The organism is Loktanella sp. 3ANDIMAR09 (genome assembly GCF_001420005.1).
Classification (GTDB): Bacteria; Pseudomonadota; Alphaproteobacteria; order Rhodobacterales; family Rhodobacteraceae; genus Loktanella.
Window position 1 is genome coordinate 55,458 of record NZ_LJAK01000011.1, and the last position, 21,188, is coordinate 76,645.

The 21,188-nt window shown below is 63.1% G+C and carries 16 protein-coding genes and 1 pseudogene; 11 read left to right on the forward strand and 6 right to left on the reverse strand.

Features of this window, described 5'->3' with window-relative positions:
- Nucleotides 1-38 precede the first annotated feature (38 nt).
- From putA to AN189_RS14755, 3 genes are all read left to right on the forward strand, one after another.
- On the forward strand, nucleotides 39-3,497 hold the full coding sequence (gene putA, locus AN189_RS14745) for a bifunctional proline dehydrogenase/L-glutamate gamma-semialdehyde dehydrogenase PutA (RefSeq protein WP_056037422.1): 3,459 nt from the start codon (nucleotides 39-41) through the stop codon (nucleotides 3,495-3,497).
- 57 nt (nucleotides 3,498-3,554) lie between these two features.
- Nucleotides 3,555-4,286 carry a rhomboid family intramembrane serine protease gene (locus AN189_RS14750; protein WP_056037424.1) on the forward strand — a complete coding sequence of 244 codons (732 nt, stop codon included), beginning with the start codon at nucleotides 3,555-3,557 and terminating at the stop codon, nucleotides 4,284-4,286.
- Between the two features lie 201 nt (nucleotides 4,287-4,487).
- Nucleotides 4,488-5,012, forward strand: a complete 525-nt coding sequence (locus AN189_RS14755; protein WP_056037428.1) for a GNAT family N-acetyltransferase — start codon at nucleotides 4,488-4,490, stop codon at nucleotides 5,010-5,012.
- A 141-nt stretch (nucleotides 5,013-5,153) separates the two neighbouring features.
- On the opposite strand, the gene AN189_RS14760 is transcribed toward AN189_RS14755, so the two are convergent.
- Both AN189_RS14760 and AN189_RS14765 read right to left on the reverse strand, forming a co-directional pair.
- Nucleotides 5,154-5,942, reverse strand: coding sequence for an inositol monophosphatase family protein (locus tag AN189_RS14760; protein WP_056037432.1), 789 nt, complete (start codon nucleotides 5,940-5,942; stop codon nucleotides 5,154-5,156).
- A 63-nt stretch (nucleotides 5,943-6,005) separates the two neighbouring features.
- Nucleotides 6,006-6,911, reverse strand: coding sequence for a LysR family transcriptional regulator (locus AN189_RS14765; RefSeq protein ID WP_056037553.1), 906 nt, complete (start codon nucleotides 6,909-6,911; stop codon nucleotides 6,006-6,008).
- A gap of 97 nt (nucleotides 6,912-7,008) precedes the next feature.
- Between AN189_RS14765 and metF the strand changes: the two genes are divergently transcribed.
- Both metF and AN189_RS14775 read left to right on the forward strand, forming a co-directional pair.
- The gene (gene metF, locus AN189_RS14770; RefSeq protein WP_056037435.1) at nucleotides 7,009-7,875 is read left to right on the forward strand and encodes a methylenetetrahydrofolate reductase [NAD(P)H]; all 867 of its coding nucleotides are present in this window, start codon (nucleotides 7,009-7,011) and stop codon (nucleotides 7,873-7,875) included.
- A gap of 38 nt (nucleotides 7,876-7,913) precedes the next feature.
- Nucleotides 7,914-8,390, forward strand: coding sequence for a PaaI family thioesterase (locus tag AN189_RS14775; RefSeq protein ID WP_056037438.1), 477 nt, complete (start codon nucleotides 7,914-7,916; stop codon nucleotides 8,388-8,390).
- Here the strand turns inward: AN189_RS14775 and AN189_RS14780 are convergent.
- Together AN189_RS14780 and AN189_RS14785 are read right to left on the reverse strand one after the other, a co-directional pair.
- Nucleotides 8,374-9,390, reverse strand: coding sequence for a DUF2235 domain-containing protein (locus AN189_RS14780; protein WP_253279637.1), 1,017 nt, complete (start codon nucleotides 9,388-9,390; stop codon nucleotides 8,374-8,376). The two genes, AN189_RS14775 and AN189_RS14780, sit on opposite strands and share 17 nt — an antisense overlap.
- On the reverse strand, nucleotides 9,377-11,677 hold the full coding sequence (locus AN189_RS14785; protein WP_056037444.1) for a xanthine dehydrogenase family protein molybdopterin-binding subunit: 2,301 nt from the start codon (nucleotides 11,675-11,677) through the stop codon (nucleotides 9,377-9,379). Before AN189_RS14785 ends, AN189_RS14780 begins: the two co-directional genes overlap by 14 nt.
- 133 nt (nucleotides 11,678-11,810) lie before the next feature.
- On the opposite strand from AN189_RS14785, the gene AN189_RS14790 reads away from it, so the two are divergent.
- The 4 genes from AN189_RS14790 to AN189_RS14805 all read left to right on the forward strand — a co-directional run bounded on the left by AN189_RS14790 (nucleotide 11,811) and on the right by AN189_RS14805 (nucleotide 16,691).
- Nucleotides 11,811-14,912: a valine--tRNA ligase gene (locus AN189_RS14790; RefSeq protein ID WP_056037447.1), complete on the forward strand. Its 3,102-nt coding sequence runs from the start codon at nucleotides 11,811-11,813 to the stop codon at nucleotides 14,910-14,912.
- Nucleotides 14,912-16,024: a pyridoxal phosphate-dependent aminotransferase gene (locus AN189_RS14795; RefSeq protein ID WP_056037451.1), complete on the forward strand. Its 1,113-nt coding sequence runs from the start codon at nucleotides 14,912-14,914 to the stop codon at nucleotides 16,022-16,024. Before AN189_RS14790 ends, AN189_RS14795 begins: the two co-directional genes overlap by 1 nt.
- Before the next feature lie 50 nt (nucleotides 16,025-16,074).
- Nucleotides 16,075-16,281 carry a hypothetical protein gene (locus tag AN189_RS14800; protein WP_056037454.1) on the forward strand — a complete coding sequence of 69 codons (207 nt, stop codon included), beginning with the start codon at nucleotides 16,075-16,077 and terminating at the stop codon, nucleotides 16,279-16,281.
- 83 nt (nucleotides 16,282-16,364) lie between these two features.
- Nucleotides 16,365-16,691: a DUF305 domain-containing protein gene (locus tag AN189_RS14805; RefSeq protein WP_056037457.1), complete on the forward strand. Its 327-nt coding sequence runs from the start codon at nucleotides 16,365-16,367 to the stop codon at nucleotides 16,689-16,691.
- Here AN189_RS14805 and AN189_RS14810 read toward each other — a convergent pair.
- Nucleotides 16,688-17,862 (reverse strand): annotated as a pseudogene (locus AN189_RS14810) (alanine--glyoxylate aminotransferase family protein). The gene AN189_RS14805 and the pseudogene AN189_RS14810 overlap by 4 nt on opposite strands.
- Before the next feature lie 182 nt (nucleotides 17,863-18,044).
- On the opposite strand from AN189_RS14810, the gene AN189_RS14815 reads away from it, so the two are divergent.
- Together AN189_RS14815 and AN189_RS14820 are read left to right on the forward strand one after the other, a co-directional pair.
- The gene (locus tag AN189_RS14815; protein ID WP_056037555.1) at nucleotides 18,045-19,781 is read left to right on the forward strand and encodes an ABC transporter ATP-binding protein; all 1,737 of its coding nucleotides are present in this window, start codon (nucleotides 18,045-18,047) and stop codon (nucleotides 19,779-19,781) included.
- Nucleotides 19,774-20,517, forward strand: a complete 744-nt coding sequence (locus AN189_RS14820; RefSeq protein ID WP_056037461.1) for a folate-binding protein YgfZ — start codon at nucleotides 19,774-19,776, stop codon at nucleotides 20,515-20,517. Before AN189_RS14815 ends, AN189_RS14820 begins: the two co-directional genes overlap by 8 nt.
- A 90-nt stretch (nucleotides 20,518-20,607) precedes the next feature.
- Here AN189_RS14820 and efp read toward each other — a convergent pair whose 3' ends face one another.
- The gene (gene efp, locus AN189_RS14825; protein ID WP_056037464.1) at nucleotides 20,608-21,171 is read right to left on the reverse strand and encodes an elongation factor P; all 564 of its coding nucleotides are present in this window, start codon (nucleotides 21,169-21,171) and stop codon (nucleotides 20,608-20,610) included.
- Nucleotides 21,172-21,188: the final 17 nt, after the last annotated feature.

Sequence of the window (21,188 nt, forward strand, 5' to 3'; positions counted from 1 at the left end):
GTTGATACAGTGGTCCGTATTCAAAATCGGAGAGTGCTATGCCCCGTGATATTCACAATACCCTGCGCGAACAAATCGAGGCTGGCATCTACGCCGACGAACGTGCGGTGGTGGCTGACCTTGTCAGTCAATCGGAACTGACCGACGCGGACCGCGCCCGGATCGTCCGGAATGGTGCCGATCTGGTGCGCCAGATTCGAAACAGCTCTGAACCCGGCCTGATGGAAGTGTTCCTGGCCGAATATGGTCTGTCCACCGACGAGGGCATCGCCCTGATGTGTCTGGCCGAGGCACTGCTGCGCGTGCCCGACAGCATCACGATCGACGCCCTGATTGAGGACAAGATCGCACCATCCGACTGGGGCAAGCATCTGGGTCATTCCGCATCCAGCCTGGTGAACGCATCGACCTGGGCACTGATGCTGACGGGCCGCGTGCTGGACGATGAAAAGCCCGGTATCACCCGGCACCTGCGTGGTGCCGTCAAACGTCTGGGCGAACCCGTGATCCGGACGGCCGTGGGCCGCGCGATGCGCGAGATGGGTCGCCAGTTCGTGCTGGGCGAAACCATCGAAAAGGCGATGAAACGCGCCGACGGCATGCAAGCCAAGGGGTTCACCTATTCCTACGACATGCTGGGCGAGGCCGCACGCACCGACAAGGACGCGCGCGCCTATCAGCTGTCCTATTCGCGTGCGATTTCCGCCATCGCGAAACATTGCACGCAGGATTCCGTTGCGGAAAACCCCGGCATCTCGGTCAAGCTGTCCGCCCTGCACCCCCGCTACGAGGAGGCGCACCGCGACCGCGTCATGGCCGAACTGGTCCCCCGCGTGCGGTCCCTCGCCATTCTCGCCAAGGCGGCGGGCATGGGGTTCAATATCGACGCCGAAGAGGCCGACCGCCTGTCACTGTCGCTGGATGTGATCGAAGAGGTCCTGTCGGAACCGTCGCTGGACGGCTGGGACGGGTTTGGCGTCGTGGTGCAGGCCTACGGCCTGCGCGCCGGCATGGTGCTGGATTATCTGCACGCGATGGCCGAACGCCTGAACCGCAAGATCATGGTGCGTCTGGTCAAGGGGGCCTATTGGGACGCCGAAATCAAACGCGCCCAGGTCATGGGTATTGATGGTTTCCCGGTGTTCACCGCGAAATCGCACACCGATGTCAGCTACATGGTCAACGCGCGCAAGCTGCTGGGCATGACCGACCGCATCTATCCCCAGTTCGCCACCCACAACGCGCATACCGTTGCCGCGATCCTCGACATCGCGGATACGATGGGCCGCGGCACCGATGATTTCGAATTCCAGCGCCTGCACGGCATGGGCGAAACGCTTCATACCATCGTGCTCAAGGAGCGCGGCACCCGTTGCCGCATCTATGCCCCCGTGGGTGCACACGAGGATCTGCTGGCCTATCTGGTCCGGCGTCTGCTGGAAAATGGGGCCAACAGTTCGTTCGTGAACCAGATCGTGGACGAGGACGTCCCGCCCGAAGTTGTTGCCGCCGATCCGTTCGAAAACATCAACAAGGTGCCCGACCTGCACGCTGGTCCCGACCTGTTTCAGCCGGAACGCCTGAATTCCAAGGGGTTCGACCTGACGCATATCCCGACGCTGCGCCAGATTGCGGCCGCACGCGATACCTATCGCACGGCCGTCTGGACGGTCGAGCCGATCATCGCCGGCGAAACCGATACCACCCGCGAGGTTGTCGAACGCTACAACCCCGCGATCTCGGGGGATCTGGTGGGCCAGATTGCCCATGCGACCCCGGATGATGTTGCCGTGGCCCTGGATGCGGCCGCCACCTGGGATGTGCCGGTGCAGGAACGCGCGCGCATCCTCAACGACGTGGCCGACGCGTTCGAGGACCATTACGGCGTGCTGTTTGCCGCATTGACCCGCGAGGCGGGCAAGGCCCTGCCCGATTGCGTGGCCGAACTGCGCGAAGCGGTCGATTTCCTGCGCTACTACGCCGCGCAATCACTGGACCAGACACAGGCCACCCCGCGCGGGATCTGGACCTGCATCAGCCCGTGGAATTTCCCGCTGGCGATTTTTACGGGCCAGATCGCCGCGGCCCTTGCGGCCGGTAACGCCGTGCTGGCCAAACCGGCGGAACAGACGCCGGTTGTCGCAAAACTGGCGGTTGACCTGATGCACAAGGCGGGCGTGCCCGCCAGCGCCGTGCAGCTGTTGCCAGGCGGTGGCGACGTCGGTGCCGCCGTGACATCCGATCGCCGGATCAAGGGCGTGGCCTTTACCGGATCGACCGCCACCGCGCGCAAGATTGCATCCGCCATGGCCGAACACTGCATGCCCGGCACACCGCTCATCGCGGAAACCGGCGGTCTGAACGCGATGATCACCGACAGCACAGCCCTGCCGGAACACGCCGTCCGCGACATCATCAACGGGGCCTTCCGGTCTGCCGGGCAGCGCTGTTCCGCACTGCGCTGCCTCTATGTCCAAGAGGATGTGGCGGACAAGCTGATCGACATGCTCAAGGGCGCGATGAACGCACTGACGCTGGGTGATCCCTGGTCGTTGTCAAACGACATCGGCCCGGTGATCGACGCCGCTGCCAAGGCCGGTATCGACGACCATATCGCCAAGGCCGCAGCCGAGGGCCGCGTGATCCACCAGTTGCCGATCCCGGCGCAGGGTCATTTCGTGGCACCGACCATCATCGCGCTGGACAGTATCGCCGATCTGGAACGCGAAATCTTTGGCCCGGTCCTGCATGTAGTCCGGTTCAATGCACGCGACCTGTCACGGGTTGTCGATGCGGTGAATGCCACGGGCTACGGCCTGACATTCGGCCTGCACACGCGGATCGACGACCGGGTCGAGACGATCGTCAACAGCGTCCACTGCGGCAACATCTACGTGAACCGCGACCAGATCGGTGCGATTGTCGGGTCTCAACCATTTGGTGGCGAGGGCCTTTCCGGCACCGGCCCCAAGGCCGGCGGCCCGCTGTATCTGCCGCGTTTCAGCACCGCTGCGCCGGGTGCCGCACTGGGCGGTGGCTGGACGACCGAGGACAACGTCAAACGGCTGGAACAGGCGTTGGCGGATGCACCGGAAGGTGCGTCATCCGAACCGCGCGACATGCCCGGACCGACCGGCGAATCGAACCGCTGGTCAACGCACCCGCGCGGCCCGGTGCTGTGCATGGGTCCGGGGCAGGACATGGCGGACGCCCAGGCCGCGGCGGTCAGGGCGCTGGGTGGCCAACCAGTCACTGCACGGGGCGAAATCACGCCCGAGACCCTGACGCTGCTGTCCGATCTGGCCTGCGTGTTGTGGTGGGGGGACGAGGATCGCGCCCGCGCCTATGCCAAGGCGTTGACGCAGCGCGACGGGCCGATCACGGCACTGGTCACGACAATGCCGGACAAGGCGCATGTGACCCATGAACGCCATGTCTGCATCGACACGACAGCCGCAGGCGGCAACGCCGCCCTGCTGGCCGAAGTCGCTGGCTGAACACCAAATCCGCCGTCCCGCCCTTGACGCGGGGCGGCGGACCGTCACCTTGGGGACATGTTCCCAATTCGTGACCACAACCCGTCCACCCGCACGCCATTCGTGACATACGCGCTGCTGGCCGCGAATATCGCGATCTGGCTCTGGACGGTCATGGCAGCGCAGACCGATGCGGCCCTCGGCCAGCTCTATTATGATTACGCGCTGATCCCTGCCCGCGTCACCGGGTTCGAGGGTTGGGGTGGTTTCGTCACATCCATGTTCCTGCACGGCGGCATCATGCACTTGGGCGGCAACATGCTGTTTCTGTTCATCTTTGGTGACAACCTCGAGGACAGGATGGGGCATGTCCCCTTTGCGCTGTTCTACCTGGCCTGCGGAATCGCGGCGGGCGCAGCACAGGTCGCGTCCGAGCCGTTTTCCCCGATCCCCACGATTGGCGCGTCGGGGGCAATCGCAGGCGTGATGGGCGGCTACCTGCTGCTGTTCCCCAAGGCGCGGGTGGACGTGTTTTTCTTTTTCATCGTGTTTTTCAAGATCATCCCGATCCCCGCATGGATCACGCTGGCCGTCTGGTTCGTCATGCAGCTGTGGGGCGGGTTCAGCCCCAACGACGGCGTGGCCTACTGGGCGCATAACGGTGGATTTGTCGCGGGTCTGTTGCTGGTGATCCCGCTGTGGCTGCGACTGGGGGGACCCGCATTCTGGCGCGCAACAGACGGCCACCCGGACCACCCGCCCGCGCAATACGGCCCATCACGGATCCCGAAAGTGCCCCGCAAACGGTAAAGTCGGGCGACGCGACCGCAAAGCCGTGAGGATCGCGCAAGCCTGTCGTCTCACGCCAGAGAGAGATATTGCTTTTGACCTGTGCCGCGAACGGCAGGTTTGAGCCCAATTTGCGCAATGTTGCGTTTCGCACGAAGGTCGGCTTTCACGATGCTTGGGTTTGATCACACTCATTGAAATGCTATTAGAAAGACCAAAGGAATGCAGAACTCCTCCATAGAAATTGGTGGCTTCGAAGCGTCAGAAGCAGATCAACTAGGTATCATATTCTTCGATTCAGTGCGCGATGGAGCGACTGAATTTTATAGCTTAGAGCAGCGACAGGCTTGGGCGTCAAAGACACCTTCGGGGCCGAGTTGGGTATCGCGGCTAGCCGCACAGAAAACGCTAGTTGCGCGCAAGGCGGGCCTACCCGTTGGTTTCATGACGCTGGATGGCGATGGCTACATAGATCTTGCTTTCGTCGCACCTGGACACCAACGGCAGGGCATTGGAGGGAGCCTTTACGCTCGGATCGAGGCATTGGCGCGTGAAGCCAATATCACGCGCCTTCATTCGCAAGCGAGCTATCTCGTCCGAGGTCTTTTTGAGCAGCAGGGTTGGGAAGTCGTTCGCCAGCAGCAGATCGAAAGGGCTGGCGTCACCTTGACGAACTTTCTGATGGAGAAGCGCCTCGATGATCCAGTCAAGCGCACCGACGTTGTCGTAAACCCAGAGCAAAGCTGAACTTCAGGTCCGACCAACAAACGGCAACTTCGTCCCGCACACCGGACCTTCAACGCCTTGTAGCAAAAAGAATGCTGAGGTCAGGTCGCACACGCACCTGAGCGGACTGGGGCGGCGGGGAGACCGGATGGCGCGCTGTCGTCAGGCCTTGCGGACGACCTTGGCGAAACTGTCAAAGATATCGCTGTTCGACACGATCATGGCACCGGTTTCCAGCGGATCGGCGTCTGGGGTGATCGCCTCGACGATGGCACCCGCCTCTTTGCAGATCAGCACGCCTGCGGCGACGTCCCAGATATTCAGGCGGCGTTCCCAGAACCCGTCGTAGCGACCGGCGGCCACATAGGCCAGGTCCAGCGAGGCAGCACCGAACCGGCGCACACCGGCGCAGGCGGGCAGCAACCGTGCGAGGTCCTGCAGCGTTTCGGGCAGGTCCGTGCGTCCCGCCCAGGGCAGGCCCGTGGCAAACAGACCGTCCGACAGGCGATGACGCCCGGATACGCGAATGCGCGATTCGTTCACGAATGCGCCGAAACCCTTTTCGGCGTAGAACATCTCGTCCTTGACCGGGTCATAGATCACGCCCGACACGATCTGTCCCTTGTGTTCCAGCGCGATGGAAACGGCCCAATGCGGCAGGCCGTGCAGAAAATTCGTGGTGCCGTCCAGCGGGTCGACGATCCAGCGGCGGGTGGGATCGACACCCTCCTGCTCACCGCCCTCTTCGCCCAGGAAACCATAGGACGGACGTGCATGCATCAGGTCATCGCGGATCGTCTGTTCGGCCTGACGGTCGGCGCGGGTGACGAAATCGCCCGGCCCCTTGGTCGACACCTGAAGCTGCTCGACCTCGCCAAAGTCCTTGAGCAGGGCGCGACCGGCCTTGCGGGCGGTTTTCATCATCACATTGAGGTTTGCGCTGCCAGCCATGGGGACTCTCCGATCTACGTCAAGCGGGGCGTATAGGCCCGCAGGCGTCCGCGCACAAGCACATCAGGCGCGTTGCAGTTTGACCGCCTCCTGGCGGGCCAACCGGACGACATGCGACATGAACGGCAGGCCGTCGTCCGCCGTGCGCGTCGCCGCATAAAGCCGTTTGGTGATACCATCGGCCGTCAGGGGCCGCGTGATATAGTCGGCGTTGTAACGCACCTGCCGCACAACCCAGTCAGGCAGGACCGCAACCCCCCGGTTGGACGCCACCAGCAACAGGATCATCGCGGTCAGTTCCACCTGACGCACGGCCAGCGGTTCGACCTTGGCCGGGGTCAACAACGCGTTAAAGACGTCCAACCGGTGCCGGTCCACAGGATAGGTGATCAGGGTCTGATCCACGAAATCCGCGGCCTCGACATAGGGTTTCTGCGCCAGCGGATGCCCCGCGGGTGCCACGAATATGGGTTCATAATCGAAAATCGGTGTAAATCCGACGCCTGGCAAATCCTCGGGGTCAGAGGATACGACCAGATCCACCTCTTCGCGGATCAGCGCGGGCAGCGCGTCAAAGGCAAGGCCGGGCCGGATATCGACGTCAACCTCTGGCCAGGCCTTGCGGAATTGATCGAGCACCGGCATCAGCCATTCGAAACAAGCGTGGCACTCGATGGCGATATGCAGCCGCCCCGCCTTGCCTGCGACAAGGCCGTCGAATTCCGCCTCCAGTGCCGCGACCTGCGGCAGGATGCGTTCGGCAGCGGCCAGCAGTTTCATGCCCGCAGCCGACAGGCGCAGCGGTTTTGTGCGCCGCACGAACAATTCGACCCCGGCCTGATCCTCGATCCCCTTGATTTGATGGCTCAACGCGCTTTGCGTGATGCCCAGCATGTCCGCCGCACGACCCAGGCCGCCCGTATCGTGAATCGCCTTGATCGTGCGCAGGTGACGGAACTCGATGTGCATTTCGCGGTTTGCCTCATGATCATCGTGAAAGTTATGAATTTGCTTCATATGCGGCGCGGTGGCATCTAGGCAAGAACTCAGATCAGGATGAACCCTTATGACCCGCCCCGCCATCAGCTTTGAATTCTTTCCGCCCAAGAACATCGCGGGGTCGTTTCGCCTGTGGGATTGCGTCAATGCGCTGTCGCCGCTGGCCCCGGAATTCGTGTCGGTCACCTATGGTGCCGGCGGCACCACCCGCCAGCTGACACACGAGGCCGTCACCGCCATCGACAAAACCACCGGCCTCAAGGTCGCGGCCCACCTGACCTGCGTGGATGCCACCCGCGCCGAAACGCTGGCCATCGCCAACGAATATGCAGAGGCCGGGATCACCGATCTGGTCGCCCTGCGCGGCGACGCGCCCAAGGGCAGCGACGGTTTCCAACCCCACCCCGAAGGCTTCGCAAGCTCGATCGAATTGATCGAGGCGCTGGCCGATACCGGCAAATTCACCCTGCGTGTCGGCGCCTATCCCGAAAAACACCCCGAGGCGCGCAGCCAGGCCGACGACATCGCCTTTCTGAAGCGCAAGATCGACGCCGGTGCCTCTGCGGCCATCACGCAGTTCTTCTTCGAGGCAGACACGTTCTTTCGTTTCCGCGATGCCTGTATGGCCGCCGGCATCACCGCCCCGATCATCCCCGGCATCCTGCCCGTCGAAAACTGGAAAGGCGCGTCCAAATTTGCCGCTGCCACCGGAACAAGCATTCCGCCCGTGATCGCGCAGGCCTTTGAAAACGCGACCCGCGACGGAAGCGCCGATCTGCTGGCGACCGCATTGGCGACAGAGTTGTGTGACGCGCTGTTGCAAGGCGGTGTCGAGCATCTGCATTTCTATACGCTGAACAAACCGCAGCTGACGCAGGACGTGTGCCGCGCATTGGGAATTGCTCCGCAGACACGCTTGCAAAACGTGGCCTGACCGGACCATCTTGGGCGGACCTCAGACAGGACCGCCCCATGCCACTTGCCACGACATTCGACGAACTGCCCAGCCGCGAGACGCTGTTGTCGCTGACAGGGTTGGAATTCATGCAAGGTGTACTGGCCGGACAGCTGTCCGGTCCACCGATTTCGGGCATCATGAACTACCGCTTGTACAGCGTGGACCACGGGCGTGTCGTGTTCCACGGCACCCCTGATTTCGCGCATACCAATCCGATGGGCGGCATCCACGGGGGCTGGTACGGCACGCTGCTGGATTCCGCGATGGCCTGCGCAGTCATGACGACCGTGCCACGCGGGTCGGTCTACACAACGCTGGAATACAAGATCAACATCACCCGCGCGATCCCCCCCGGCACGCCTATCATCGCCACCGGCCAGATCGACCACGCAGGCAGGTCAACGGGCGTGGCCACGGGTCGCATCACCGATGCGGATGGCAAACTTTATGCCACGGGGTCCACAACCTGCCTGATCATGCAGATCGCCTGACCGTTTCGTGCAACCGTTCCGACGGGTCGGTCAGGCTGCGACGCGGGACGCGCCACAAGAACAATTTGGCCCAGCCGTGCCACTGACCGACTGACGGCGCGTCGGGGTCCGTGGGAAACCTGTCACGCCAACCATCGGGCAAGGCCATGCCAGCCTGCGACAGCCGGTCCAGCATCCAGACCAGCGGGATGTTAGACAGGGGGCGCACCTCCGACTTGCCGTCCAGATGCCCGCCGACGTCGGCATGAGTGCCCCGAAACCAGACCTGATCCACCCGCGCCGCATCACTTGCGTCCGTATCCCACAGGACCGGCATATAGGCCCTGCGACGTTCATCCAGCGCCAGCGCGTGAAATCCTTGCCCGACATGATCGCCCAGATGATGATCATGAAAATCGTGATTGTTCTCGATGAAACGCCAGATGACAGGCAGGCCCAGCGCCCGGACCGTGTCCCAGACACCGACCGCAGCGACGGGGGTCGCATCATAACAGAACCGCGCACGGAACCGTGCCAGCACCTCGGGCGCGCTTTGCCGCTGATAGTGGCGAAAAGCCTGTCTGACCGCGCGTGTCGTCGCCTGTTGCCGGCGCAACAGGCCGACACGTCCGATCATGCCGGACAGCGAACGCGCGGCATAGGCCCCCCGCGAATAGCCCATCAGCACGATCCTGTCGCCCGGTCGATACCGGGAGGCCAACACACCATAGGCCCGCGCGATCTGGTCATCGATCCCATGCCCCGACAGCACGGCCAGCGTATCGCGCCAGCCGCGCCACTGGATACCGGCCTCGTAATAGACGGTCAGGTTCGCCTGATGCCCCGCTTCGCGCAGCAGTTTGTAGGTCAGCCCCGCGTTGGTTTCATAGCCCTGCGCCAGCGACGACATCGTGCCATCCAGGATGATCACATGGGTTGCCTGCCCCGGTTCGCGTGCCGCGTTGCTCTTGCGGCGCGGCAGAAACCGGAAAAGGCCGAACAGGCGTTTAAGCGGCGTCACGCGACCTTGCATCCCGTAGCCAACCCCAGACGCGATGCGGCGTCAGCGGCATTTCCACGTGGCGCACGCCACTGTCCCAAAGCGCATCAAGTGCGGCATTGGTGACAGCGGCCAGCGCGCCGACCGTGCCCGCCTCGCCGCAGCCCTTCATGCCCATCGGATTGTAGAGCGACGGTGTTGGCCTGGTCGAGAACCCGATCGCGGGCATCTCGGACGCGCGCGGCATGGCGTAATCCATGAAACTGGCGGTCAGCAGCTGGCCATCCGCGTCGAACACCGTGCGTTCCATCAAGGCCTGGCCCAGCCCCTGTGCGACGCCGCCGTGAATTTGACCTTCGACCAGCATCGGGTTGATCAGGTTTCCGAAATCATCAACCACCGTGTAGCGGTCTACGTGGCTTTCGCCGGTTTCGGGGTCAATCTCGATCTCGGCCACGTGGCAGCCGTTCGGGAAACTGCGGTTGTCCAGCGTGATCCGCTGGCTGTGGCGCAGCAGATCGTCGCGGCCGTCAGCACGCGCCATATCCGCGACCTCCAGCACAGTGGGCGACAGGTTGCTGCCCGGAATGCGAAAGCGTTCGTCGTCAAATGTGACGCCTGCCGGTTCAACGCCTTCCTTGTCGGCCAGATAGGCCGCAAAGGCAGGGATCATCGCCTCGACCGTCGCCAGCGTCGCGGTGTTCTGTACGGTGACGGACCGTGATCCACCCGTGCCGCCGCCTTGGGGGATCAGATCGCTGTCGCCCTGCACCACGCAAATCCGGTCGGCAGGAATACCCGTATGGTCCGCCAGAAACTGGGCAAAGACCGTTTCGTGCCCCTGCCCGTTCGACTGTGTGCCGACGTAGATATCGACCCGCCCGTCAGCGCGAAATTCCACCGCCGTCGTTTCCGACGGATCGCCCAGAATGCTTTCGATGTAATAGCAGATACCCTGACCGCGCAGCAGACCCTTGGCCGCACTCGCGGCCTTGCGCGCGGCGAAACCGCTGGTGTCTGCGCTGTCCTTGGCAGCTGCCAGCACGGCGGCAAAATCACCCACGTCGTAGGTCACGCCGCTGACGGTCGTATAGGGAAACTGATCGGGCCGGATGAAATTTGCGCGCCGCAGCTCCCATGGGTCGACACCCAACTGGCGCGCCGCCTCGTCCATGGTGCGTTCCAGGACAAAGATCGCCTCGGGTCGACCGGCCCCGCGGTAGGCATCGACGGGCGTGGTGTTGGTATAGATGCCGCGCGTCCGCATGAACGCGGTCTGCACGTCATAGGTGCCCATCAACACCTTGGAAAACAGATCCGTCTGGATGGCCTGCGCGAACTGACTGTTGTAGGCGCCCATGTTGGCAACCGTGTCCAGATGGTAGGCCACGATCCGGTTGTCCGCATCAAAAGCCAGCGTCGCCGTCGTCGTCAGATCGCGGCCCGCGTTGTCAGTCAGCATCGCCTCTGTGCGTTCCGACATCCAGCGCACCGGGCGGCCCAGCACGCGGGCCGCATGCGCACAGGCCAGCGGTTCGGGATAGCGCATCCCCTTCATCCCGAATCCGCCACCCGTGTCCGGGTTGGTGACGCGGATCTGGTCGTCGTCCAGACCAAAGTGTTTCTTGAAATCAGCCTTTGGCCCCCAGACACCCTGTCCGTTGATGGCAACGTGCAGCTTGCCGTCCGACCACGCCGCATAGGTGCCGCGCGGTTCCATCGCGTTGACGATCACCCGGTTGTCCGGCACCGCGACCGTCACCACATGCGCCGCGCCCGCAATCGCGGCGGCCACCGCATCGGCATCACCCAACCCATAGTCGAATGCGAGGTTTTCGGGCGCGCTGTCGTGCAAGGGTTCACCGCCCACCGCCAGCGCCATATGTGCGGGCTGTTCGTCGATGTCGACAATCACCGCCTCTGCGGCGTCGCGGGCGTTGTTCAGCGTGTCGGCCAGCACGATGGCGATCGGTTCACCCACATGGCGCACACGGTCCAGCGCCAAGATCGGGCGCGATGTATGCGCGCCCCTGGACCCGTCCCGGTTTTTGACCTGCACGCCGGCCATGTCCATGACCACACCCGCCGCCTGCATGTCCGCCCCCGTGATGACGCCCGCAACACCCGGCATCGCCAGTGCATCCGACACGTCGATCCCGGTAATGGTCCCATGCGCCACCTGTGCGCGCACAAACACCGCCCGCAGGGCCTCTGCCGGGGCAATATCGTCGACATAGCGACCCGCGCCGGTCAGGAACCGCAGGTCCTCGACCCGTTTGACCGACTGGCTTTTGCCGAATTTTTCCACTGCGCCACCCCTCGTGTTTTCGCGCCAAACCCTCAGACAATCGCGACCGGGTGTCCAGCCCCCGGCATTGCCCCTTTTCGCCGCAACCCGCTTTGGGGTATTGGGGCGACAACAAAGCTGAAGGACAAGACCCATGGCCCTGCCCAAATCGTTCGATCCCGCCACCCGCGAAGCGGAACTCTACCGGATGTGGGAAGAGTCCGGCGCGTTCAAGGCCGGCGCGGGCAAGCGCCGGGACGAGACATTCACCATCATGCTGCCGCCGCCCAACGTCACGGGCGTCCTGCACGTGGGCCATGCGTTCAACCACACGCTGATGGACATTCTGACCCGCTGGAAACGGATGCAGGGCTTTGATACGCTGTGGCAGCCCGGTCTGGATCACGCGGGCATCGCCACACAACTGGTCGTGGAAAAGGACATGGCCGCCAGGGGCGAGACCCGCAAACGGTCGGAAATGCCGCGCGACGAATTTCTCGCCCGTGTCTGGGACTGGAAGAAATCATCCGGCGGCACGATCGAGGATCAGGCCCGCCGGCTGGGCGACAGCATGGACTGGTCCCGTTCGGCCTTTACCATGTCGGGGGCACCGAACGCGCCTGCGGGTGAAAAGGACGGCAATTTCCACGATGCCGTGCTCAAGGTGTTCGTCGAGATGTATAACAAGGGTCTGATCTACCGCGGCAAGCGGCTGGTGAACTGGGACCCGCATTTCGAGACCGCGATTTCCGACCTCGAGGTCGAGAACATCGAGGTCGACGGCCACATGTGGCATTTCAAATACCCGCTGGCCGGGGGCGAGACCTACACCTACGTGGAAAAGGACGAGGACGGAAATGTCCTGTTCGAAGAAGAGCGCGACTATATCTCTATCGCGACCACGCGCCCCGAAACCATGCTGGGCGACGGTGCCGTGGCCGTGCACAAGGATGACGCACGATATGCGCCCATCGTCGGCAAACTGTGCGAAATCCCGGTGGGGCCCAAGGAATCCCGCCGCCTGATCCCGATCATCACCGATCCCTATCCGGACATGAATTTCGGCTCTGGTGCGGTGAAAATCACCGGCGCGCATGATTTCAACGACTACGAGGTCGCCAAACGCGGCGGCATCCCGATGTATTCGCTGATGGACACGCGCGGCGCGATGCGCGCCGATGGCAAACCCTACGCCGAAGAGGCCGCGACTGCGCAGGCGATTGCAAACGGCGCACAGGATTTCGACGAGGCGATGATCGCCGCGATGAACCTCGTGCCAGAGGCCTACCGCGGCCTTGACCGGTTCGAGGCACGCAAGCGCGTGGTCGAAGACATCACCGCCGAGGGTCTGGCCGTGATGGTTGCGCCCAATGATCCGCGTCTGGGTGCTGCTGCCGAAAAACTGGTCGCGCCCGAAGAGGGCGGCGAGGACCGGCTGGACCAACTTGTGCCGCTGGTCGAGCCGAAAAAGATCATGCAGCCCTTTGGCGACCGGTCCAAGGTCGTGATCGAACCGATGCTCACCGACCAATGGTTCGTGGACACCGCCCGGATCGTCCAGCCCGCGCTCGACGCGGTCAAGGACGGCCGCACCACGATCATCCCCGATTCAGGCCGCAAGGTGTACGATCATTGGCTGGAAAACATCGAGCCCTGGTGCATCTCGCGCCAGCTGTGGTGGGGACACCAGATCCCGGTATGGTATGGTCCAAGCAAAACCGAAGAAACAGGTATGGGATACCACCTTACCTACAATCCCAAAAAAATCTTCTGCGCAGCAAGCAGCGCAGAAGTCATCGCGCTGGCGAAGGATTACTACGGTTCAGAGGTCGAAATCGAATTCAGTAAGTTCGCCGATTATCCTGCTCGCGATGGTGTGATTAAGGTGGCGAACCCTAGTGCTTCCAGTGTCGGAAGCCCGGGAAATATGAAGACACAGAAAGTTACCTTGGGTCGCGACCCCGACGTCCTCGACACGTGGTTCTCCTCGGGCCTCTGGCCGTTCGGCACGCTGGGCTGGCCCGACAAGACCGAGGCGCTTGACCGCTACTTCCCCGGCGACGTGCTGATCACCGGGCAGGACATCCTGTTCTTCTGGGTCGCGCGCATGATGATGATGTCGCTCTCGGTCATGGACGATGTGCCGTTCCACACGGTCTACCTTCACCAGCTCGTGCGCGACGCTAAAGGCGAAAAAATGTCCAAGACCAAGGGCAATGTCATCGATCCGCTGACCATGGTGGACACCTACGGTGCTGACGCGCTGCGCATGTCCAATGCGGCGATGGCCTCCATCGGTGGTGTGCTGAAAATCTCCGAGGACCGCATCGGCGGCTACGCCAAGTTCGTCAACAAGCTGTGGAACGCCGCGAAACTGGCGGAAATGAACGGCGCGTTTGACGCAGCCGCCGAACGGCCCGCACCCCGCCAGACCGTCAATCGCTGGATCATGGCAGAGGTCGGCCAGTTGCGCGCGGACGTGGACGCCGCATTGACCGACTACCGGTTCAACGACGCGGCCAGCGCGCTCTATGCCTTTATCTGGGGCCGGTTCTGTGACTGGTATCTGGAATTTTCCAAACCCCTGCTGATGGACGGCAGCGATGCGGACAAGGCGGAAACGCAGGCGACACTCGCCTGGACCTTGGATCAGTGCCTGATCCTGCTGCATCCGATCATGCCGTTCGTGACCGAAGAATTGTGGCAGCAGTCGCGCCCGCGCGACCAGATGCTGGCGCTGACCCCCTGGCCCGAATACACCGACCTCGCAGACGCCGACGCAGTGGCCGAAATGAACTGGGTGATTTCCCTGATCGAAGGCATCCGGTCCGCCCGCGCCCAGCTGAATGTGCCCGCCGGTCTGAAAATCCCCGTCTTGCAGATCGAGGCGGATGAGGCCGCGAAAACGGCACAGGCCAACAACATCGCGATGATCATGCGCATGGCACGGGTGGACAGCATCGACACCGCCGACACCCCGCCCAAGGGATCGCTGACCGTGGCGACCAAGGACGCGACCTTTGCCCTGCCATTGGCGGGCCTCATCGACGTGGCCGCCGAAAAGGCGCGTCTGGGCAAATCGCTGGTCAAGCTGGAAAAGGAAATCAAGGGGCTGGCCGGTCGCGCCAACAACCCCAAATTCGCCGAATCCGCCCCGCCAGAGGTCGTCGCCGAAACCAGGGCCAACCTTGCTGAGCGCGAGGCAGAGGCCGCACAGCTGACGACCGCCCTTGATCGTCTGTCGGAACTCGACTGATGACCGACCCACGACTGACACGGCTGGCACAGGGGCTACCCGCCTCTGTGCCGTTTGTGGGGCCTGAACGGCTGGAACGGTTGCGCGGTGCGCCCTTTGTCGCGCGGCTGGGCGCAAACGAATCCGGTTTCGGGCCGTCACCGCGTGTCGCAGAGGCGATCCGCGCGACCGCCCATGAGGCGTGGATGTATCCCGACCCGGATATGCACGCCTTGCGCAACGCCATCGCCGCGCACAACGCGGTCGCCCCCGAAAACGTCATGATCGGCGAAGGCATCGATGGATTGCTGGGCAATCTGGTGCGCCTGCTGGTGGCACCGGGCGACGCGGTCGTGACCTCGGCCGGGGCCTATCCGACGTTCAATTACCACGTCGCGGGCTTTGGCGGTGTGTTGCACACCGTGCCCTACACCGGCAATCAGGAAGACCCCGAGCGTCTGGTCGCCAAAGCCCGCGAAACGGGTGCAAAGCTGATCTATCTCGCCAACCCCGACAACCCGATGGGCAGCCATCACACTGCGCACATGATGCGCAATCTGGTCACAAATGTACCGGCAGGCTGTCTGCTGATCGTGGACGAGGCCTATATCGAACTGGCACCGCAAGGCACGGCGCTGGCTGTCGCCCCAGATGATGCGCGCGTGATCCGCATGCGCACCTTTTCCAAAGGCTACGGATTGGCCGGTCTGCGGGTCGGATATGCACTGGGCGCGCGCGATCTGATCGCGGCCTTTGACAGGGTGCGCAACCATTTCGGGGTTGGCCGCGTGGCACAGGCTGCGGCGCTGGCGGCACTCGGGGATCAGGACTGGCTGGCGCGGATCAATGCGCGTGTTGCGGACAGCCGCGACAGACTGGCTGCGATCGCGCTCGAAAACGGGCTGGTGCCACTGGCCTCGGCCACCAATTTCGTCGCAATCGACTGCGGGGCCAACGGGGCGTTTGCGCGTGCGGTGCTGGATGAATTGGCGACACGCGGTATTTTCGTGCGGATGCCCGGTGTCGCCCCGCTCGATCGCTGCATCCGCGTCACCTGCGGCCCGGATGACCAGATCGACGCCTTCGCAAAAGCGTTACCGGATGCACTGGCTGCGGCGCGTCGCCACGCTTGACCGCCGCACGATCCTGACCGCAGGATGGCACAGCGGACAGAGGAAGGGCGATGCAGCACAAGGTTGGACGGGTCCAGGACTACACCAATGCGTTCCTCGGAACGCTTGGTCTGATCCTGTTCATGGCGTTCTGGTGCATCGGCGCGTTGTTCGGTTTCTTTTGGGTGGTCCTGACCGCAGCCTGTCTGGACCAGCTGCGGGTGCGGTTCATACGCGTGAATGCTGACGATCGCGACGATCACCCCGGCGTGAAGTGACTTGCACATGTCGCAGCCGCGTGCTGACTGTATCATAAGGCGTACAGCCGGTGCGCCACCTTCTGACATGATTGGAAATTGAGATGTCGACACGCGTTGGTGCGCTTGCCGGGTTGATTGTGGGGGCTGCTCTGGGGATCGGCGGCATGATGATCGTGCAGCAGGATTACATGATGGATCACGGTGCCATGGCGGGGATGGGCGACATGCCGATGACCGGAAACCCCGACCACGATTTCATGGCCGGCATGGTTCCCCATCATCAGGCCGCCGTCGACATGGCAAACGACGTGCTGGCAAACGGCACGGACCCAGAGGTCCGCGCCCTCGCGCAGACCATCTTGCAAAGCCAGCAGGCCGAAATCGACGAAATGAACGACTGGCTGGCCGCCAACCCCGTCCAGAACTAGCCGGTGGCGATCACACCGGCAGCGGCATCCAGCGCCCCCGGCCCGTGGGACACACCCGGGCCATCAGACCCGCCTGAATGGTGCCCAGCGCGCCCATCATCATCTGCGCGTTGATATGTCCCATGTGACCGACACGGAAATAGGCGCTTTCCGGTTGGCGGCCGAGGCCGATGCCCAGCGTCAGACCGGCGGTATGTTCGCACCAGTGACGCAGCGCATCGGCCTGCCCTTCTGCCATGCACAGCGATGTCACCGCATGACTGCGGTGCCCCGCATCTGCCACGTTCAGATGCAACGGACCCTGCGCGCCCCAGGCCTCGAACGCAGCCCACAGTGCGCGCGCAAGCACCCTGTGCCGGGCAAAGACGGCATCCAGCCCCTCGGCCTTGATCAGATCGAGCGCCGCGCGCAATCCATACAGATGATGGGTCGGTGCGGTGCCGCAGAAGTATTGGTAGAATTGCGCAGGCTGCGCCCGTGGCCGCCAGTTCCAATAGGTCGACACCTGTGCAGGCTGGCACGCGTCCGCACGCGCGTTGAACCAGACAAAGCTGATGCCCGCGGGCGTCATCAGACCCTTTTGGCAGGCGGCGACCATCACGTCGACGCCCCAGTCGTCCATGCGGAAATCATCGCATCCCAGTGAGGCGATACAGTCGATCATCAGCAAGGCGTCATGCCCGCTGGCCGTCAGCGCCGCCCGCATCGCCGCCACGTCGGATTTCACCCCTGTCGAGGTATCGACATGACAGGCCAGAACGGCCTTGATCCGCCTGTCCGTATCCGCACGCAACCGGGATTCCAGCATGCCCGCATCCACCGGCGCCTGCTGTCCGAATTCCAGGATCTCGACCTCCAGCCCCAGTCCCTTGGCCATTTCACCCCAGCCGTGCCCGAACCGGCCGGTGGCGCAGACCAACACCAGATCGCCCGGCGCACAGACATTGACCAGGGCGGCCTCCCATGCGGCATGGCCGTTGCCGATGTAGATCGCCACGTCAGCCCTGGTCCGCGCCACCATCCGAAGATCGGGAATCAGGCTGGCGGTCAGGTCGTGCAGCTCGCCTTCGTAGATGTTGGGCGAGGCGCGGTGCATCGCCCGCAGAACCGCATCGGGAATAACCGAAGGGCCGGGAATGGCGAGGTAGGACCGACCGTGAGACAGCGACATGACAATGACCTTTGCGGATTGAATTGCGCGAACCCTATGCCTGTCATGCGCGGCGTCAACACCCCCTGCGCCTTGCCTGACTTGGGGCGGTCGACTAGGTGTCTGGAATGAACCCAACACAGACACCAGCCACCGACCCCGCCGCAGGCCAGCCTGCCGCCGATCGGCCCGAAATCACACCGATGTTCCGGTGGCTGTGGCGCACCTATCTGCGCCGCCACCGCAAACTTCTGATCGCCGCGGTTCTGTTGATGTCGATGGAAGGCGCGATGCTGGGCCTTTTGTCCTATCTCATCAAGCCGATGTTCGACGACGTGTTCATCGCGGGCCAGACCACGGCGCTGTGGGGCGTGGGCATCGCGATCATGCTGATCTTTGTGGTGCGCGCCGTCACCAGCGCGGGACAAAAGATCCTGATGATGCGCGCCAGCCAACGCGCTGCCGCCGCGATGCGGACCGACCTGCTGGACCACCTGATGACGCTGGACAGTGCCTATCATCAGGTCAACCCGCCGGGTCAGCTGATCGAACGGGTGCAATCCGACGTCACCGTCGTGAACAACAGCTGGGCCGACATCCTCGTGTCCATCGGACGCGACACCGTCACCGTGATCGTGCTGTTCGGCGTGGCCGTGTCGGTCGATCTGCAATGGACGCTTGTGACCCTTGTTGGTGTACCGTTCCTGGTCCTGCCCGCGCTGATGGCACAACGCTATGTGCGCCGCCGTTCGGTTTCCGCGCGCGAGCTGGCGGGCCGCATGGCAACGCGCCTCGACGAGGTGTTTCACGGCATCAACCCGATCAAGCTCAACGCGCTCGAATCCTACCAATCCGTGCGCTACCGCAAGCTGACGGGTGACCGCGCGCGCGCCGAAATCAAGGCGACCACGGGTCAGGCCACGGTCCCGGCGCTGGTCGATATCGTCACCGGCATGGGGTTTCTGGCCGTGATGATCTACGGCGGCGGCGAAATCATCGCTGGCACGAAAACCGTGGGCGAATTCATGTCGTTCTTTACCGCGATCGCATTGGTGTTCGACCCGCTGCGCCGGATCGCGAACACATCGGGCAAATGGCAGATTGCGGCGGCCAGCATCGACCGGCTGCGCAGCGTGTTTGACGAACGTCCCACCCTGCTGTCGCCGGCCCAGCCCAAACCCGCACCGCAGGGCGCGCCCGAAATCCGGTTCCGCGATGTCGAAATGCATTACGGCGACCTCCCCGTGCTGCGCGGTGCCACCTTTACGGCCAAGGCAGGCCAGACCACGGCACTGGTGGGCGCGTCCGGCGCAGGCAAGAGCACGGTATTCAACGTGCTGACCCGTCTGGTCGAACCGAACGCGGGCGAGGTCAGCATCGACGGCACCGCTGTGTCCGACATCGATCTGGGCGCGTTGCGCGCCCTGTTTTCGGTCGTGACACAGGATGCCGCCCTGTTTGACGAAAGCCTGCGCGAAAACATCCTGCTTGGCCGCGATGACATCACCGAAGACCGCCTGCGCGAGGTGCTTGACGCAGCCCATGTCACCGATTTTCTGCCGCAGCTGTCGCACGGTCTGGACAGCGCCGCTGGCCCGCGCGGATCGAACCTGTCGGGGGGGCAGCGACAGCGCGTGGCCATTGCCCGCGCCGTGCTGCGTGATACGCCGATCCTGCTGCTGGACGAGGCGACCAGCGCGCTGGACACGAAATCAGAGGCCGTGGTCCAGCAGGCGCTGGAACGGCTGAGCGTGGGGCGCACGACACTGGTGATCGCGCACCGTCTGTCCACGATCCAGAATGCCGATAGCATCGTGGTGATGGATCAGGGCCGCGTCGCGGATCAGGGGACGCATGACGAACTTCTGGCGCGGGGCGGCATCTATGCCGATCTCTACCGGATGCAATTCAAATCAAAGGCTGCTGAAAACAATGACTGACCGCATCGTTCTGGCGCTGACCGGCACTGACCGCGTTGATTTCCTGCAAGGTCTGGTGACCAACGACGTGACCCGCGCCGACGGCGGGATCGTCTACACGGCCCTGCTGACGCCGCAGGGCAAGTTTCTGGCCGATTTCTTTGTCCTGGGGCAGCCTGACCGCCTGCTGATCGACGTGGCCGCCAGTCACGCTCAGGGTTTGGGTCAGCGCCTGAACATGTACCGTTTGCGGGCGGATGTGCAGATCGCAACAACGGACCTGATCGTGTCGCGCGGGACAGGGGATGCGCCGGACGGGGCGCTTGCCGACCCGCGACACCCTGCCTTGGGCTGGCGCGCCTATGCCACGACCGACCAGTCGGATGCGACCGATTGGGATGCGCTGCGCGTGGCCCATGTCATCCCCGAGACAGGCATCGAACTGACCCCCGAAACCTACATCCTCGAGACGGGATTCGAACGTCTGAACGGCGTCGATTTCCGCAAGGGATGTTTCGTCGGACAGGAAATCGTGGCGCGCATGAAACACAAGACGACCCTGCGCAAAGGGCTGGTCCGCGTCACATTGGACGGTGATGCAGTGGCTGGCACAGCGTTGACGCAAGGCAGCAAGGACGCGGGCGTGTTGCACACGGTCGCGGGCCATCAGGCCATCGCCTACCTGCGTTTCGATCGCAGCGACGCTGTGTTCGCGGATGAGACGCGGGTTTTCGTCGATTTGGACGCGCAGCCCTGACGACGGTAATCTTCTGTTAATACATCTGCGTCAGAACCTCCCCAGATCTATAACCTGGGGAGGTTGAATGACACACTTGCCGAAACCGCCTTAGGCGCGTTCGACGTATTCCATCAGTTCGGTGTTCACGACGATATCCTCGTCGGTGCCCACGAACGGCGGGATCATGACGCGCACGCCATTGTCCAGGATTGCAGGCTTGAAACTGTTTGCAGCGGTCTGACCTTTGACGACCGGCTCGGTCTCGACGACCTTGCAGGTGACGCGCAGGGGCAGGGTCACGTTCAGCGCTTCTTCGCCGTAGTATTCGATCTTGACGATCATGCCGTCCTGCAGAAACGGGCGACGGTCGCCCAGGATATCGGCAGGCAGCGCGATCTGGTCGTAGGTTTCACTGTCCATGAAGGTCAGCATGTCGTCGGCTTCGAACAGGAACTGCTGATCCTTTTGTTCCAGACGCACCTGTTCGACCTTGTCGGCAGACCGGAATCGTTCGTTCAGTTTGCGACCGTCGCGCAGGTTTTTCAGCTCGACTTGCGCAAAGGCACCGCCCTTGCCGGGCTTGACGTGATCGACCTTGACCGCAGCCCACAGGCCGTTTTCGTGGTCCAGCACATTGCCGGGGCGAATTTCATTACCGTTGATTTTTGGCATGGGTCACTTCGTGTCAA